General features: G+C 36.1%; 20 protein-coding genes. 3 read left to right on the top strand and 17 right to left on the bottom strand.

The annotated features are described in order from the left end of the window. Positions 1-17: 17 nt before the first annotated feature. Together NSQ59_RS12345 and NSQ59_RS12340 are read right to left on the bottom strand one after the other, a co-directional pair. Positions 18-308, bottom strand: a complete 291-nt coding sequence (locus NSQ59_RS12345; RefSeq protein WP_055739623.1) for a DUF2653 family protein — start codon at positions 306-308, stop codon at positions 18-20. Between the two features lie 3 nt (positions 309-311). Next, positions 312-737: a hypothetical protein gene (locus tag NSQ59_RS12340; RefSeq protein ID WP_055739622.1), complete on the bottom strand. Its 426-nt coding sequence runs from the start codon at positions 735-737 to the stop codon at positions 312-314. Between the two features lie 187 nt (positions 738-924). Here NSQ59_RS12340 and NSQ59_RS12335 point away from each other — a divergent pair, with 187 nt between their 5' ends. Then, complete coding sequence (locus NSQ59_RS12335) at positions 925-1,707, top strand: DUF1836 domain-containing protein (protein WP_055739621.1); 783 nt, start codon at positions 925-927, stop codon at positions 1,705-1,707. Between the two features lie 185 nt (positions 1,708-1,892). On the opposite strand, the gene hisIE is transcribed toward NSQ59_RS12335, so the two are convergent. The 11 genes from hisIE to NSQ59_RS12280 all read right to left on the bottom strand — a co-directional run bounded on the left by hisIE (position 1,893) and on the right by NSQ59_RS12280 (position 11,431). Next, the gene (gene hisIE / locus NSQ59_RS12330) at positions 1,893-2,543 is read right to left on the bottom strand and encodes a bifunctional phosphoribosyl-AMP cyclohydrolase/phosphoribosyl-ATP diphosphatase HisIE (protein ID WP_055739620.1); all 651 of its coding nucleotides are present in this window, start codon (positions 2,541-2,543) and stop codon (positions 1,893-1,895) included. Next, on the bottom strand, positions 2,533-3,291 hold the full coding sequence (gene hisF, locus NSQ59_RS12325) for an imidazole glycerol phosphate synthase subunit HisF (protein ID WP_055739619.1): 759 nt from the start codon (positions 3,289-3,291) through the stop codon (positions 2,533-2,535). The genes hisIE and hisF overlap by 11 nt, the downstream gene beginning before the upstream one ends. Beyond that, the gene (hisA, locus tag NSQ59_RS12320) at positions 3,288-3,998 is read right to left on the bottom strand and encodes a 1-(5-phosphoribosyl)-5-[(5-phosphoribosylamino)methylideneamino]imidazole-4-carboxamide isomerase (RefSeq protein WP_055739618.1); all 711 of its coding nucleotides are present in this window, start codon (positions 3,996-3,998) and stop codon (positions 3,288-3,290) included. The genes hisF and hisA overlap by 4 nt, the downstream gene beginning before the upstream one ends. Continuing rightward, complete coding sequence (gene hisH, locus NSQ59_RS12315; protein ID WP_055739617.1) at positions 3,973-4,596, bottom strand: imidazole glycerol phosphate synthase subunit HisH; 624 nt, start codon at positions 4,594-4,596, stop codon at positions 3,973-3,975. Before hisH ends, hisA begins: the two co-directional genes overlap by 26 nt. Continuing rightward, positions 4,593-5,180 carry an imidazoleglycerol-phosphate dehydratase HisB gene (gene hisB, locus NSQ59_RS12310; RefSeq protein ID WP_055739616.1) on the bottom strand — a complete coding sequence of 196 codons (588 nt, stop codon included), beginning with the start codon at positions 5,178-5,180 and terminating at the stop codon, positions 4,593-4,595. Before hisB ends, hisH begins: the two co-directional genes overlap by 4 nt. A gap of 17 nt (positions 5,181-5,197) precedes the next feature. Beyond that, positions 5,198-6,412, bottom strand: coding sequence for a histidinol dehydrogenase (gene hisD, locus NSQ59_RS12305; RefSeq protein ID WP_235950446.1), 1,215 nt, complete (start codon positions 6,410-6,412; stop codon positions 5,198-5,200). Between the two features lie 62 nt (positions 6,413-6,474). Next, positions 6,475-7,095 carry an ATP phosphoribosyltransferase gene (gene hisG / locus NSQ59_RS12300; RefSeq protein ID WP_055739614.1) on the bottom strand — a complete coding sequence of 207 codons (621 nt, stop codon included), beginning with the start codon at positions 7,093-7,095 and terminating at the stop codon, positions 6,475-6,477. Continuing rightward, a complete protein-coding gene (locus NSQ59_RS12295) occupies positions 7,092-8,216 on the bottom strand; it encodes an ATP phosphoribosyltransferase regulatory subunit (protein WP_055739613.1) in 1,125 nt (374 codons plus the stop codon). Before NSQ59_RS12295 ends, hisG begins: the two co-directional genes overlap by 4 nt. Positions 8,217-9,250: 1,034 nt before the next feature. Continuing rightward, positions 9,251-9,832 carry an ATP-dependent Clp endopeptidase proteolytic subunit ClpP gene (gene clpP, locus NSQ59_RS12290; RefSeq protein ID WP_055739611.1) on the bottom strand — a complete coding sequence of 194 codons (582 nt, stop codon included), beginning with the start codon at positions 9,830-9,832 and terminating at the stop codon, positions 9,251-9,253. 18 nt (positions 9,833-9,850) lie between these two features. Further along, positions 9,851-10,537 carry a sigma-70 family RNA polymerase sigma factor gene (locus NSQ59_RS12285; RefSeq protein WP_055739610.1) on the bottom strand — a complete coding sequence of 229 codons (687 nt, stop codon included), beginning with the start codon at positions 10,535-10,537 and terminating at the stop codon, positions 9,851-9,853. Between the two features lie 72 nt (positions 10,538-10,609). Next, positions 10,610-11,431: a VanW family protein gene (locus NSQ59_RS12280; RefSeq protein ID WP_055739609.1), complete on the bottom strand. Its 822-nt coding sequence runs from the start codon at positions 11,429-11,431 to the stop codon at positions 10,610-10,612. Between the two features lie 189 nt (positions 11,432-11,620). Here NSQ59_RS12280 and yhfH point away from each other — a divergent pair, with 189 nt between their 5' ends. Both yhfH and NSQ59_RS12270 read left to right on the top strand, forming a co-directional pair. Next, a complete protein-coding gene (gene yhfH, locus NSQ59_RS12275) occupies positions 11,621-11,758 on the top strand; it encodes a protein YhfH (protein WP_083489302.1) in 138 nt (45 codons plus the stop codon). Positions 11,759-11,843: 85 nt separating this feature from the next. Next, positions 11,844-13,031: an alanyl-tRNA editing protein gene (locus NSQ59_RS12270; RefSeq protein ID WP_055739608.1), complete on the top strand. Its 1,188-nt coding sequence runs from the start codon at positions 11,844-11,846 to the stop codon at positions 13,029-13,031. A gap of 16 nt (positions 13,032-13,047) precedes the next feature. Here the strand turns inward: NSQ59_RS12270 and NSQ59_RS12265 are convergent, their stop codons facing one another. From NSQ59_RS12265 to NSQ59_RS12250, 4 genes are all read right to left on the bottom strand, one after another. Then, positions 13,048-13,956: a Gfo/Idh/MocA family protein gene (locus NSQ59_RS12265; protein ID WP_055739607.1), complete on the bottom strand. Its 909-nt coding sequence runs from the start codon at positions 13,954-13,956 to the stop codon at positions 13,048-13,050. 77 nt (positions 13,957-14,033) lie between these two features. Next, a complete protein-coding gene (locus NSQ59_RS12260) occupies positions 14,034-14,243 on the bottom strand; it encodes a zinc ribbon domain-containing protein (protein ID WP_055739606.1) in 210 nt (69 codons plus the stop codon). A gap of 133 nt (positions 14,244-14,376) precedes the next feature. Next, positions 14,377-15,168: a LysM peptidoglycan-binding and 3D domain-containing protein gene (locus tag NSQ59_RS12255; protein ID WP_055739605.1), complete on the bottom strand. Its 792-nt coding sequence runs from the start codon at positions 15,166-15,168 to the stop codon at positions 14,377-14,379. A gap of 205 nt (positions 15,169-15,373) precedes the next feature. Next, positions 15,374-16,912 (bottom strand): FAD-dependent oxidoreductase, encoded by a 1,539-nt coding sequence (locus tag NSQ59_RS12250; RefSeq protein WP_055739604.1) that lies wholly within the window; start codon positions 16,910-16,912, stop codon positions 15,374-15,376. Positions 16,913-16,940: the final 28 nt, after the last annotated feature.

Raw genomic sequence — 16,940 nt, 5'->3', positions numbered from 1 at the left:
GTTATCCGGCTTGTTCACTAACTAATATAGGCTACGATGCCTTCCCCTTCATGCAAATCAAATTGTACACCTACAGAAAAGGGATCCATATTATATTCTAGGTCCATCCAATTTCTTAATGCTTCTACCAATTTAGCTTCCGAAATTATTTCCTTTCGGTTATTTACTTCTAATTCAGCAGAATATCCTTCGTCATCATCAAATAGTAATTCAACATAAACAGATTCAGGGGATATCCCGTTCTTATTTGCCATATACACACATACCGCGTTGACAATTTCTTGTTCATCTATTTTTATTATTTCCATAAACTAGTACCTTCTTGGTCTTATCAAAAATTTAAATACTCTCCAGATTACCATCAAAATTAATATAAAGAAGATGATATTTAATACTGGTGCTAGGACTGAACCCAAAGCTCCAAATGTTGAGCCGAACATGTGACCCATTAAAAATCCGCCTAATCCACCTAATAGCATTCCTTTCACGAAGCTTCCCTTGCTGCCATTTGAGTAGGACTTATTCGAGAAAAAGGATTTTGTATTATTATTTTTAGTTGTGGAGTTATACGAATTACTTTGGCTATTGTTTGGCTTTTGATATTGATGTGTCGGCGGTGTATAGGATCTCTTTATGGATCGATATCCTTTCGCTGAAGCATCATGTGAAAAGCCTAATCCTAAAATCGTAAAGACAAAAGTGAAGGCTGTTACAATTGCGATCAATTTTTTTAACATTTACATTCTTCTCCTTTAATTCATCACTCAGATAGAAATCTATCATAAGAATAGTTCCTATGAACTTATTATATGAACTTTTTAGTTAAAAATCAAGTAGAATTTCTTTGTTCCTTTCTGTAATTGACTTTTTTCACCATAAATCATAAGATAAGTTCATAAGAACTTACTGAACTGGAGATAACAAATGGATACTTTTCACCTTACAAGAAAAGAAATGGCAGAACTTTTACTTTGCTTAAAAGGCTGGAATGAAAAAAAGCCTTTAAAAATTTTACAGGAAGGCTGGATTAGATCTAAGAAAAATTCTGTAAATGATGGAGGAACCGTTAACACACTTGTTTCCACTTACTTGCCACCAATTTTTGATAAAATATTAAAAGAAAATCAGATCGATATCGGGTTATCATTAAATGAAATTGTCGCACTAGGCAATCAAATCGAAAATACAAGTTTTTCCTCGACAGCCGTTCAAAATTGGGTAAAGCGTGATATAAAAGAAATGATTGTTGCTCCACAAAAAGGAAAAAAATACTCTTTAGAGCAAACAGCATTGTTGTTTTTAGTAGAAGATCTTAAATCCTCTCTTGATTTTGAATCAATTCGCCGCTTATTAAAACTAATTATTAATGATCCTGAAGATAACGAGGATGATCTCATAAATCCTATTCACTTGTATGCAACCTATTCCATCTTATTCGATGAATTGAACATGAGCGGCATACAATTAAATGAAAAAGAGTTAAATATACATACGGTAACAACAATGGAGAAGATCATCGAGGGGAAAGCGGAGAACATTGTGGCAGGATATCATAATATCCATCATAATCAACGTGAAGCAATCAAGAATATTATTGTAATCGCAACTTTATCTGTGTACACAGCCTATTATCAAATGCTTGCAAAACGGTATTTAAAAGCTGCATTATTCGCACAGGATATTGAGGAATCTTATCAAGAAAAGTAGGAGAGAATTTTGAAGGACATTCTAGGCTAAAAATAGTAATTAAATGTTCTTCATTAACCATTTGAAAGACAATCCGAATTAAACAAAGTGACTCAGTGTCTTTCATTAATTTTCTCACTTAAACCTCAACACGACCTGAAAGAAAAAAATTACTTTCAGGTCGTGTTGCAAATCTATATAAAGAACTACCAATTTTCAATAACCTGTCGATCCCCTTTACTATTCCCCTTTTTCGTAAACCGTTTTGCAAGCTCTTCTTCCACATCGTGAAGAGAAATATTCTGATTCGCTAACAGAACAAAACTATGAAAAAGGAGATCGCTGCACTCATTGATAACTTCTTCCTTGCTTTGATTTTTTGCAGCAATAACGATTTCTCCTGCTTCTTCAATCACTTTTTTTCCTATCTTATCAATACCCTTATCATATAAATAATTGGTATAAGAATTTTCCACTTTTACTTTTTTCCTGTCTTCAATTTCCTCCATCACCTGATGAAAAATGTTTCCGGAAATAGAGGTATCTTCATTCGATTTAATAGACCGATAGAAACAAGATTTTTCTCCTGTATGACAAGCAGGTCCTTTTGCGTCTACTCGAATTAATAGGGAATCGTTATCACAATCTATTGTAATGGACTTAACCATTTGTTTATGCCCAGAGGTTGCCCCTTTATTCCAAAGGCATTCCCGCGAACGTGAGTAAAACCATGTCTCATTTGTTTCCAACGTCTTGTTGTAAGATTCTTCGTTCATATATGCAAGCATGATAACTTCATTCGTTTTTTCTTCCACGATGATGGCAGGTATTAATCCTTTCGTAAAATCAGGCTTCACGTATATTCACTCCATTTTCTTGACAGATTTGTTTCACTTCTTGGATAGAATAGGTGCCTTCGTGAAAAATAGATGCAGCCAATGCTGCGGATGCATCTGTTTCCAAAAACACATCTGGAAAATGTTCCCTCTTTCCGCAGCCACCGGATGCAATGACTGGGATTCTTACTTCGGAAATAATCGCTTTAGTTAAGGGAATGTCAAATCCTTCCTTCACTCCATCACAATCTACACTTGTTAATAAAATTTCTCCTGCACCAAGCTGCTCCACTGTTTTAGCCCATTCGACCGCATCAATCCCTGTGTCTTTACGGCCGCCATGAGTCATAACATGCCATCCATTTGAAAATTTCTTCGCATCAATTGCGACTACAATACACTGTGAACCAAATCGGTCAGCAGCTTCTTTTATAAGAGTAGAATTCTGTACAGCTGCAGAATTAATCCCTACCTTATCTGCACCGGCTTTTAAAAGCTGTGTCACATCATCAATGGTTCTTACCCCACCGCCAACGGTAAAAGGGACAAAGATATTTTCTGCAGTTCTTTTTACCATTTCTATAACCGTTTTTCTTCCTTCGTTCGTTGCAGAAATATCCAGAAAAATAATTTCATCTGCTCCGTTTTCGGAGTAGTATGTAGCCATTTCAACTGGGTCACCCATTTCCCGCAAGTGAATGAAGTTTGTTCCCTTTACAACCTTGCCGTCTTTTACGTCCAAACATGGGATAATTCTTTTTGCAATCATCTTGAAACAACTCCCGACAGCTTTATCATCCCATCATATAATGCTTTGCCGACAATAGCCTCCGCCACTCCAATTACATCTAAAGCTTCTAAATCATGTTGATTTCGAATTCCACCGGAAGCAATGATGTGACATTGAACTGCTTCATTTAAACGGTGCAGCTGTTCAAGATTGGGACCAGTTAAAGTACCATCTCGCGAAATATCGGTAAAAATAATGGTTTTCGCACCTAATTCCTCTATGTTTTTTGCAAAATCGATATAGTTTACATCGACAACGGTTTCCCAACCTCTAGTCGCAACCTTTTCGTTTTTAGCATCGATACCAACAGCAACCTGGTCGCTAAAATTCTTTAAAACACCTTTTAAGAAAGCTTCATCCTCCATTGCAGCTGTACCAAGTACGAGTCGTGATACACCCGCTTTAATATATTTTTCGATTGTTTCTATAGATCGAATTCCACCGCCAACCTGAATGGGCACAGAAGAAATTTTAGCTAAGTTACTTATCAATTCAAATTGTTTAGGAGCACCCAATCTCGCACCATCTAAATCTACAATATGGATTAATCCGGCACCATCTTCGATAAATTTTTGCAATTGAATTTCAGGATCATTTCCCATAACAGTTGATTTATTAAAGTCACCTTGAAATAATCGAACACATTTTCCATCGATTAAATCAATGGCTGGTATAACTTTTGTCATGCTTCATGTTCACCCCTAAGAACATTTTTATTAATTCCAGTCCTACTTTCCCGCTTTTTTCAGGATGAAATTGCATCCCAAAGACATTATCCTTTTGAACAATTGCGGGGATCTCAGTGCCATAATCTGTCGTAGCAACAATATATGTTGCATCGGTCTGCACTTGATAAGAATGTACAAAATATACATGCTCTCCTTCAAAATCACGGAATCCATTTCCCTCGTTTTGAATATGGAGCTGATTCCACCCAATATGAGGTAATATATAATCCGTTTTTATTCTTTTTATTTGACCGGGAATTAAGTCCAACCCCTCTTTCCTTCCGCCTTCAAACCCTTCCGAAAATAAAAGCTGCATTCCAAGGCACACGCCTAAAATAGGTTTCTTTCTTGCCAAGTCTTGAATGACACCCTTTAATCCGCGTTGTTCTATTTCATCGATTGATGCATGAAAAGAACCTACACCAGGTAAAATGATATGAGAGGCTTGTTCTAACATTTCCGCTTGATCGGATACAATCGTTTGAACACAAAGCTTGGATAACGTATTTCGAACACTTGCAATATTCCCCATTCCATAATCGACAATCCCTATCATTCTATTATCCCCTTCGTTGAATTAACCCCTTTTATTCGAGGATCAATCATAATAGCTTGAGATAATGCCCGTCCTAATGCTTTAAATAACGACTCAATCTTATGATGCGTGTTTTCCCCATATAACACTCTTGCATGAAGAGTAATCCCTGACTGAAAAGCAAAAGCTTGGAAAAATTCTTTTACTAATTCCGTATCAAAATTGCCCAGTTTTGGATTTTGCAAATCAGCATCAAAATGTAAAAATGGCCTTCCACTAATATCTAAAGCTACGAAACCAAGCGTTTCGTCCATTGGTACATAGGCAGAACCATAGCGTACTATTCCTTCCTTAGAACCTAAAGCCTCCTTCACTACCTGGCCAAAAACAATTCCTACATCTTCCACGGTATGGTGGCTATCGATATATAAATCTCCCTCGGCTTTTACTACAAGACTAATCCGTCCGTGCCTTGCAAATAACTCTAGCATGTGGTCAAAAAAGCCTACCCCTGTATTAATTTCTACCTCAGAAGAATCATCTAAATGGCACGTTACTTGAATAAACGTTTCATTTGTTTTTCTTTCTTTCGAAGCTGTTCTCATGATTATCGTTCCCTCCATCATATTTGCATTCTTATTTGAACCGCCCGGGCATGACCTGTTAATTTCTCTTCATTCGCGATTGTCATAATATGCTCTGCAGCATTCCCTAACGCTTTTTCAGAGTAATAAAGATAGGTTGTTTTTTTGATAAAATCATCGACAGATAAACCGGAAGAAAACCTTGCATTACCCGAAGTAGGCAATACATGATTTGGGCCTCCAAAATAATCTCCTACCGCTTCAGGGGTATTCTCTCCTAAGAAAACAGAACCTGCATTTTTAACCAAACCTAGCCATGATAATGGATTTTCCAAAACTATTTCCAAGTGTTCTGGAGCCAACTGATTAACAAGCCTAAAAGCTGTATATAGATTATCCACAACTACTGCAGCACTATTATTTAAAAGAGAAGGGGTTGCAATTTCCTTTCTAGGTAATTCAGCAAGTTGTTTATTTATTTCTATAGAAACCTCGTCTACTAAAGTGCTCGATGTAGAAAAAAGAAAAGTCCTTGCGTCTTGGTCGTGCTCTGCCTGTGCAAGTAAATCTGCCGCAATATAGGCAGGATTTGCATTTTTATCTGCTATAATGGCCACTTCGGATGGACCCGCAATCATGTCAATTCCTACATCTCCGTAAACAATGGATTTTGCCGCAGCAACATATGCATTTCCCGGTCCAACAATTTTGTCTACTTTTGGAATAGTGGATGTCCCATAGGCCAAAGCAGCAATCGCTTGTATGCCGCCAATTTGATAGATTTTGTTGACTCCGGCAATATCAGCTGCCACTAATAGTACAGGCGATATCCCATGCTCGCTGCGAACTGGGGTAACCATGATAATCTCATCTACCCCAGCGATTGCAGCTGGAATAGCATTCATCAATACCGTCGAAGGGTAACTGGCAGTTCCACCTGGCACATAGACACCTACCCTCTCAATTGGTCGAAACAACTGACCGGAAATAATATCATCTGTCATTTCCATTATCCTGGATTGTGTAAGCTGCTTACGGTGAAAGGATCTGATATTAGCGGCCGCTTTCTGAAGAGAATCAATAACGTTTGGGGAAATGTTATTCCACGCCTGCTTCCGCTCCTCCTCTGAAACCTCCCAGTCCTCGGGGATAAATCCATCAAACTTCTCAGCATATTTTTCTAATGCTTTATCTCCATTCAAACGAACATCTTTGATAACGTTCAGGGCGGTTTCGATGATTTCTGTATTCATTGATATTTTTCTATTTCCGTTTATAAATCGTTTCATATATTCATCATTCGATAGTTTCGGGATCAACTTAATACCTCCTGTCCCTGAAGTGCATCAATAAATGGTGTAATGAATGCTTTTTTTATTTTTAGGGAGGAACGGTTTGCGATACATCTGGCACTTAACGGATGAAATTCTTCTTTGATGATAAGGCCATTTTCAGCTAGCGTTGTTCCGGTTTCCACTATATCGACAATCGCGTCAGATAGTCCCAGTACTGGAGCTAATTCAACAGATCCTTCAAGTTTGACAATGTCAACAGATTCTCCCGTATTTCTAAAATAATCATTCGTGATGTTTGGGTACTTCGTAGCGATTTTTCTTTTTGTCAAGGAAGGTTTTTTATTAGCAGCTTCCGCAAGAGCAAATCGACATTCGCCAAATGGCAATGGAAATAGATCAAATACATCCGGCTGATACTCTAGTAAAATATCTTCTCCAATAATGCCGAGATCTGCAATGCCATGCTCTACATATGTACCTACATCTGCCCCTTTTGCAAAAATGAATTGAAGATTCCCTGCCTCTACGCATAGCTTTCTTCCTTTATTGATTAAAGGTTCAATATCAAATGAAAGGGACTCGAGATATTGCAAAAATTGGTCCTCCAACCGCCCTTTTGTTAATGCAACACAAACCTTCATGCTTTCACCACCTCTAATTTATCATTATTATTTTTCACATAGAGCACCTTATCATATGAAACAAATGGATTAATCTCATAAACAATATCCACAATCCCATGCTTATACTCTTTTCTATATTTTTCAGCAAAAGCAAGAGTATCATCTGTTGCTACAATACAAACCCTTTCTTTTTTCGAGGAAATCTCCATTTTATTTGCCAGATTATCTACATCAAAGGCTAACCCAACAGCTGATACCTTCGTATCAAACTGGTCGTATAACTTATCGTATCTCCCGCCTGAAAAACATAAATCACCATTGTCAGAGGAATAACCCCGAAACATTATTCCCGAATAATAGGGCAAGTTTTTCACTCTCCCTAAATCCACCATGATGTCACCTATATTTACCTCTTTTAAAATGGCAATGATCCTATTTAAATGATGAATGATAGCTGACATGCTCTCTTTTTTGGACCATCTTTTCTCATAGTCTTTTAAAATATCTACAGAACCATATGCATCTATAAGTAAGGCTAATTCATCCGCAATATTTTTATCACCATACTGAGCGGCAATAGCGTATACTTCATCTTTCCGTTTATTATGCATGGCGACACGAAGTCTTTCTTTTTCCGCTTCCTTTAATTCCATCGTTTTGGTAAGTTCCTCAAAAATGTCCGTGTGGCCAAGTTCCACCGCATATTCATGAATGTTTAATTTTTCCAACAATTCCTTCGCTAAGAAAAGGCACTCACTTTCCCCTAGAAGCTTTGGAGTTTGAATTATTTCGATTCCAATTTGCCTTTTTTCAATACCTGGTTGGTCTTCACGAAATACAGATCCTTGATAAGCCCATTTCGTCTGTTTTGACTTTAATCGCACTAAAGCTCTTGCAATTGCTGATGTCCAATCAGGTCGCAATACTTCAATTTCTCCATTTCGGTTAAACCATTTCAGCAAATTTTGTAATTCCATTCCTACATATTTATTTGTAAATGTAGATGCATACTCGACCAGGGGTGTAGATATTTCCACGAACCCTCTATCTTCAATAATTTCCCTAAATACTTCACAAACCATATTCCGGTTCCTGACCACATTCCCGAATTCGTCTTGACTTCCGCTCGGTAAAAACATAATTTCACTTCCTAACCATTATCCTTTATCTTATTATCACTCTACCAAACTAAAGGATTTTGTTTTAGAATATAACAAATAAAAACATTCGTCAATCGAAATTTTTGATAGACTTAAATACTTAAGTAATGTTAATCTAATTAATTATTTATCATTTCAAATGAATTCTTCATATATTGAATTAATTATCATCACATCTGGTAGGTACTACCATCTAAGAGTTATAATGGGAATTAATCCTGACTGTGGACAATATTTTACGTAAAAAGATATTAATGGTGGTTTATATAATACGGAGGAATATTGGGTTAGCTGGAGAAATGTTCATAGGAAAAGTAAACAACTTTCTCCTTTAACATGTATTGAAAGTAGGGAATTTTATGTTTAAGTACCTCTATGTAATAAGTACAATACTATCTATGATTCTATTTTTTCTTTGTAACTATTTGACAGAACCTTTAGTTAAAAAAAGTGAATTAGGTGTGGCAAGTGGTGGTAATGGGAATCCCGGCTTGTTCCCTTGGTTTATTCTTTTTCCCTTCTTTTTAATTTTTTTATATGGTACTTTTAAATATTTGACCAATTTTATACTTAAGAAAAATATGAAATTCATTCTGATTGTTATTTTTTCTTCAAGTTTATTATCATTGATCATAGTATTATTTACAAACATTGAAGCAAATAAGATTAGGGAAAAAATTGTTGAAGTCAGTCCATCCTTTACAAGTGTTAAACAATTATCATTGCTAAATACGTGGTCTAACTCCATATTCTTTAATCATTACACTTTTATTCTTGTTTTCCTTTTAGTTCTCCTTGCTAGTTCAATTTATGCCGCCATAAAAATTTCGACCTCTTTGAAAGAAACATAAAACTCTCCCGCTGCATTCAAATTCTACCTTAATGTGGACTGATTAGCTAAAAGTCCTGCAGCCACCACCTCTAGCAGCCACACTTTCAAAGCTAAGTTATAGCTGAAACCGCGCACACTTAAAAAGGAGTACAGGGATCAATGATTCTGTACTCCTTTTACATTATTTTTGATTAAGGACTTTATCAATTATCCCATAATCCTTTGCTTCCTCTGCGGAAAGAAAGTAATCCCGTTCCGTATCGGCTTTCACCTTTTCAAGCGGCTGTCCAGTTAAATCAGCAATCATTCCATTAATTTGATCCTTTAATTTTAAAATTCTTCTTGCTGATATATCAATTTCTGTAGCTTGACCACGTGCACCGCCTAAAGGCTGGTGAATCATTATTTCACTATTCGGCAACGCGAACCGTTTTCCCTTTGTCCCCGCCATTAAAAGCATTGCTCCAAAAGAAGCTGCTAAACCTAAACAAATTGTTTGAACATCTGGCTTTATATATTGCATCGTATCGAGAATCGAGAATCCTGCAGTGGTCGATCCACCTGGACTGTTGATATAGATGGAAATATCCTTTTCCGGATCGTCTGCTGCTAAGAAAAGCAATTGTGCGACTACCGTATTGGCTATTTGATCATTTATTTCATCACCGATCATTATAATACGGTCTTTTAGTAACCTTGAATAAATATCATAAGATCTTTCTCCTCGTGAGGACTGCTCAATAACATATGGAATTGCATTCATTTTATTGCCTCCCTAATATTATGCCGCTGCAAGTAAAGAGAGGTTGTTTGAACCTTTGCACATAGGGATTTGTTGCTGGAATAATTTTTTGTATTGCTTGATAAGGATATTCGGCTGTTCGTGCTGTATGGATTGAATGATGGATTCATAAAACAACCGCATTTGCCTATTCTCGATTTTTTTTGTATTTATCTCATTATCCTCATCGATAACCTTCCTTAAATGCTGGCGGGTTCTGAATAAAGAAGCTTTAATTGCTCCCTCTGTTAAATTCAATTGTTTTCCTATTTCACTCATTTCGTATTGAAAAATATCTTTTAACAAAAATATGACCGTTTGTTGAGGAGTTAAATGTTTTACTAATAACTCGCTTATCGAATATACTTCCGGTAATATTTTCATTGGATCCACAGATGGTTCAGACTTCATGGTGCCCTGTTCCTTTGAACGTTTCCGAAATTGATCAATCCAATGGTTATAAGCAATCTTATATAATAATGCAGGCGTGATTTTACCTTGATTTGCATTTTGATTTACATATTTGTGATACATTTTTTCAATCGCCTCATGTGCCAGGTCCTCCGCATCCCAACCATTTCTGGTCAGAAATTGGCAATACCTCTTTAATGCAGGATACATACTCGTTATGGTTGTCGTAACATTTTCTTCTTGAATAGAAGATTCAGTACCAAGCTTGGTTTTCAAAGTGATCACTCCTTTTGAACCTCTATATATTGAACGGATACGAAAGCTAAAAAGTTACGGGTAAAAAATAATTTACTCCATTTTTTGTTCCAATAATGGTTCATACATCATAATCGCATGATTTTCAACGATAAATTCATCATCTATCAACTGCTTTTTGCGATTATATATTTTTCGATTTAAAATATTATGCCTAACATATCCTCCCCAATATGCAGGCGTGATTTGATGCTCTTTTTCATATATTTCATAACTGTATAAAGATGGATTTAATGCCCTCCATTCCCCAACTAAATGTGTATCTGTTAACGATAAATGCAATTGATACGGTTCGTTCGTATTATTTTTTATTTGTAAATCCAGGTAGTTATATGCACAGGTTGCTCCGCTCCCAAATGGCTGTGTTCTGTTGGAGTCCGGAAATACATCATAACTATGACGATTTCTTTCTGTAATCGTTAAAGGAGTATGTAATGTCATCCAGTAAAGTAAATTGGAAAGCTGACAAAGCCCACCGCCAATTCCTTTTTTAAAAGTACCATAATAAAGAACCATACCGTCAACATAGCCTTTTTTCTTCTTTGGTTTGCCAATAAGCTTCCAATAGGAAAAGGTTTCCCCAGGATGTATGACAACCCCGTTTAATTGTTTAATAGCGATTTCTAAATTCTTAATTTTATTATACTGGTACCACATATCTACCCCGCGTAATGGTCTTAATAACATGGTTTGATGCTTATAAATGATATGCGGAAACCACTCAAGCTGTTTCTCTTTCGCATATATATTTTTGTCAAAAATCCAAGCCAAATAACGCTTAAAGATAAAATAATGTTTTCCAATGAATATCCTAATACGAGATCTTTTTTTCGGGCGCAGCTTTGTGATATCCACATTATTCCCCCTTGCAAAGAGCATCCTTTTAGTTTCAGATTAACAGGTCTTTCCAATTGCATCAACAATATTTCTTAATTTTAAGATTTTTACGAATAACAGTTGACTCATATTACGCATATACTGTATCATAACAGAATAAAAATAAATAAACTGTATTATAGTAGATGATAAAGGAGGAATAACTAGATGTTAGGAAACCCAGTTGAATTTTTCCGTAATTTGTCTAAAAAAGTTTGTCCGGAATGCGGGGAGCATATCCATGAGGAACAAGCAGAGTCCTATATTATGGAGTGTGAACGCTGTCTTGCAAAGAGAGAGGAGTAGTACTCCTCTTTTTTGTCATCCTTTCCATTGCTCCTACTACCATCTATAATAAAAGGATAAATGAATATAGAGAGGAAGGAAGCATTTGACTGAAAAATTGTTTTATAGTGAACCAAAAACGTTTGAATGGTCTACTGAAATTACGAGTATACATGAAAGGGATAATAAAATTATCGTAACGTTGGCTAAAACAGCTTTTTACCCTACTGGAGGGGGACAGCCACATGATGTAGGGTATATTGATTCGATAAGAGTACTGGATGTTTTTGAGGAAAATGATGAAATCTATCATACACTTGAAACAAAACCAGTTAATAAAAAGATTCAATGCAAAATAGACAAGCATCGGCGTGTAGATCATACTCAACACCATACCGGACAACATCTGTTATCAGCAGTTTGTATCGAATTATTTGATGCACATACTATCAGTTTTCATCTTGGGGAAGTAACGGTGACGATCGATTTGGAAGTGCCGGATCTTACGGATAAACAATTAAAAGCTATAGAAGCAAGGGCCAATCAATACATATATGAAAATAGAAAAGTAAAAACATATATTGTTCCAGAAGAAGAATTATCCAATATCCCGTTAAGAAAAATTCCCGATGTGACTGGTGACATTCGAATTGTCGAAATTGAAGGATTAGATTACTCTGCATGCTGCGGTACTCATGTGGAGGGAACTCTGGAAATCGGATTAATAAAGCTGATAAAAACAGAAAAACAACGCAGGAATACTAGACTTCACTTTTTATGCGGATTTAGGGCCATTCAGGATTACCAGGAGAAACATGATATTCTTGCAGCTCTTACAAAAAATTTATCTACATCAAAAGAGGAAATCCACGGTCGTATCGAGAAAATGGAAAATGAAAAAAGGGAAATGCAGCGAAAGCTAGATGCAGCATTAAATGAAAATGCTACATACTTAGCAGATGAACTATTGAAGTCGAACCGAGAACCAATACTAGTTAAATCATTTTCTGATAAGTCTGTACAAGATTTACAAGTCCTTGCGAGACAGTTAATTGCTAACACGGATAAAATTATTATTTTAGCTTCCGTTCCTGATAAAAGATGTTTAATCCAGCATAATGGGGAAAATGATTTTCAATGTGGAGCATTTGTAAAAGAAAACATCTCTTCTTTTAATGGAAAAGGCGGAGGTTCTAAAAACACTGCACAAGTAACATTCACAAGTGATGAGGAAATGGTTTCCTTTTTGGATTTCATTAAAAATGCACTAATAGCAAAATCCCCACAAGTGTAAGTGGGGATTTTGCATCTTATAATTTCTCTAATTTAGAAACTACCAATTCACAAATTTTATGTGTTGCCAATGCATCCTTTGTGGAAATTTTAGGAGAAGAATCCCCTTTTAATGCTTGAATAAAATCATCCACAATCTGATAAAAGCCACGTTTATGAAGGGTTGGCTCCCAATCGCTTCCTACAAGTTTTAATTCATTACGATCTTGATAAATGGTGACATCGGCAACATTTGTAGCTACTCTTTTTTCATTGGGACTCATGACTTCCAGCTTTTCTTCAGAAGTACCGCTATCACGGTTCATGATTCCGATGGCAGTACATTCCTTTGCAATAAACTGAACGACTGCATGATAGAGGTTTTTGCCCTCTTTTCTGCCGTTAACAATTATATTTTCAATTGGTGTAGGCAATAAATATTTTATCGTATCCAGCACATGAATAAAATCATCGTATACAAAAGTCCTTATATCATTTGGCAATCCCTTTCGATTTTTCTGCATCAGAATCATATTAGGGTTTTGCAATTCTTTTAGTTTTTGATAAGAAGGTGCATATCGACGATTAAAACCAACCATTAATAATAATTGATTTTTCTCCGCTAATTCAACCAATTGCTTTGCAGAATCATAATCATAGGAAATTGGCTTATCCACGTAAACATGGATATGGTTCGATAAAAGTTTATGTACAATATCAAAATGTGATTCCGTCGATGAATGCACAAAAGCCCCTTCAATCCCGCTATCTATTAATGAGTCAATACTTTCATGTACGTTTTCAAACCGATATTGCTTAGAAATACTTGAAAGTCGTTGTTTGTTTCTCGTAAAAAGATGAAATTCAACATCGTCTCTTTGCCCATATACGGGTAAGTATGCCTTTGCAGCAATGTCGCCTAAACCAATAATACCTATTTTTAACATTGTATCCCCCCGTTTCTTTTGCTCATTCGAACAATGACTTTTTGACTTAACCTTATTTCTAATCGTACAAAATGAACTTATCCTCCAAAAAAGAAATCCAACACATTGGATGCAGTAGAGGATTGTTTATTATAGAACTCCGAGTATCCGCAGTTTTTACAATACACAACGGTAAATTGATTGTGCTGAATATCAAACATTTTGGATAATCCCGTACCTGTCATGGCAACGTCTTTTTGAGCTGCGTCGGTACTTCCGCATTTTATACAGCCTTTCTTTTCAGTCATGCAACTATCACTCCTTTTTATCCTTATATAACCTATTACGAATGAACACCTCTTTTTGTTTCACTCGCTTAAATATGTGGTATAAATAAAAAAGAGGCAAATCTATTAAAATAGATTAAACCTCTTAATCCTGCTATTCAATAATTTTTACTTCTACGTTACGTACACCCCATTGCTTCGCTTTCGAAAGTGATGGGATAAATATATCAATTTTATGTCCTTTTATTGCTCCTCCAGTATCCGCTGCAATCGCATATCCATAGCCTTCCACATACACTTTTGAGCCAAGTGGAATAACGTTTGGATCTACTGAAATAACTTTTTTCTCTGGATGATCTTTGATATTGACCCCAGTAGCTGTGATACCGGAACATTTTTCACAATTTGCCGTATACGCGGTCGCTCTCATTTGAATAACCTTTTTAACATTATCAGTTGTGTTTTTTGCTGCCTGTTCTTTTTCAGGTTGTTTTTTGGTTACGGGCTTTGCTGCCACACTAGCATTCTTTACAGAAGAAGATTCAACCTTTTTCGATTCGTTATCATCTTTGGATGCCTTTTTCGTATCTTCTTCTGGATAGACTACTAATTCATCATTTGGGTGGATTAAATCAGCCGTTAGGTTGTTCCATTGCTTTAATTGATCTACTGTTACATTGTAGTTATTTGCAATATCCCAAATGGTATCTCCATTTTTTACAACATAAGTTTCTTTATTTAAAATGGTTAGTTTTTGATCTGGATAAATTAAGTCGTTCGATAAGTGATTCCATTTCATTAATGAATCAACATTTGTATGATGTTCATTGGATATCTTCCAAAGTGAATCACCTAATTTAACATTGTATTCGGCAGCAAAAGTATTTCCAGTTACGACTCCGGTCAGCGTAAACGCTGCTGCTATAGCTGTAAATGCTTTTTTCATTTTTTTACCTCCCTTTGCTAGCAAACCAATTTTGCTAACTGAGCCAATACTAACACACGAAAATAACAATACAATGTCAACAACATGTTCGTTTCATTACGCTCCCGTTTCAACTAATGTAACAATCTGTCACATTGTAATATATTGAAATAGCGATAAATTTCAAAATATAAAAAGTCTACTCCATTAGGAGCAGACTCAAATCTTATTCTTCTGCTATTTTCTCCAATGGGCTTTCGGCAGGTCCTTCTATTACATCTCCTTGAATAGAGAATCTTGAACCATGACAAGGACAGTCCCATGTGCGATCTCCTGAGTTCCACTCGACCTCACAGCCAAGATGCGTACATGTAGTATCAACGACATAAACCTTTCCATCCTTATCCCGATAAGCTCCGGCTCGCCTTCCATTTACATTAACAACAGAACCTTGGTCAGGTTCCAATTCATCGATACGCATTAAAGGATATTCCAATTTTCCTTCTATTAAATGTTTTGCTACATCTATATTCGTTGAAAGAAAGGATTTCATACTTGTATCGCCAAACCTGGATGGAGTATATAAATCACGATATGGATTTTCTTTTTCCATTATAAGATCCTTCAATAAATTTGCAGCAACCGTACTATTTGTCATCCCCCATTTTCGAAAACCTGTAGCGACAAAAATATTAGGGTGACCACCGGTTATTTGTCCTATGTAAGGGACTTTATCCAAAGTTGTTAAATCCTGCGCTGACCATCTAAATAAATACTCTTTAATGCCAAAGGTCTCTTCTGCAAAATTCTCTAGAGCTTGATAATGTAAAATCGTAGAAATACCTTGTCCTGTTTTATGATTCTCTCCGCCAATTAACAGCAATTCTTCATCACCAAGCATAGCAGTACGTAAGGAACGCGTTGGCTGCTCCGCATTTATGTACATCCCACCATTAAACTCCTTCTCTGGTTTTATGGCAATAATATAGGATCTTTCCGCATACATCCTTGTAGGATAGAAGCCAAGCCCATCATAAAAAGGAAAATGGGAGCATGCACAAACATATCTACAGATTACAGACGGTCCACCGCTAGTCCTTACCTTTAATTTTTCCTCTGTATCTACATCTGTAGCGGTTGTTTTTTCAAAAATAACCCCACCGTTAGAAACAATGTATTCCACTAATGGTTTCAAATATTTCAATGGGTGAAAATGCGCCTGATTACTCATTTTAAGAGCTGCTTTAACTGAAAAATCTGCTGGTACTCTGTCTGAGATTTCCCCTTTTATGCCTAATTTTTCGTATGCAATCATCTCATTTTTCAGCTTATTTATATAATCATCTGAATTAGTATAAATAAACGCATCTTCATTTGTAAAATCACATTCTATATTATGTTCCTTTACCATATCGCGAATAAATGTAATTGCATTGTTATTTGCTTCATAATATAATCTAGCACTTTCACCACCAATTGTTTGGATTAGTTCATCATAGATTAACCCATGCTGAGCTGTTATTTTTGCAGTAGTATGTCCTGTTGTTCCATTCAACAGATTTCCCGCTTCAATTAAAGCAACCTTAAACCCTTCCTTCACTAACAAATAAGCTGTTGTAATACCCGTAATTCCTCCTCCAACAACCGTTACATCCACTTCGATATCTTCATTAAGCTGCGAAAATTTTGGAAAATCTATCTTATCTCTCCATAATGGTTCAGGAAATTGCGGTATTTGTTTGCGGGCAGATTCCTCATTTACCATTCTTTATATCCTCCTATTTGTAGACTTT

Origin of the sequence: Margalitia sp. FSL K6-0131 (assembly GCF_038008735.1) — a bacterium.
GTDB classification, from domain to species: Bacteria; Bacillota; Bacilli; order Bacillales; family Bacillaceae_C; genus Margalitia; species Margalitia shackletonii.
This window is presented reverse-complemented; position numbering and strand designations above follow the sequence as displayed.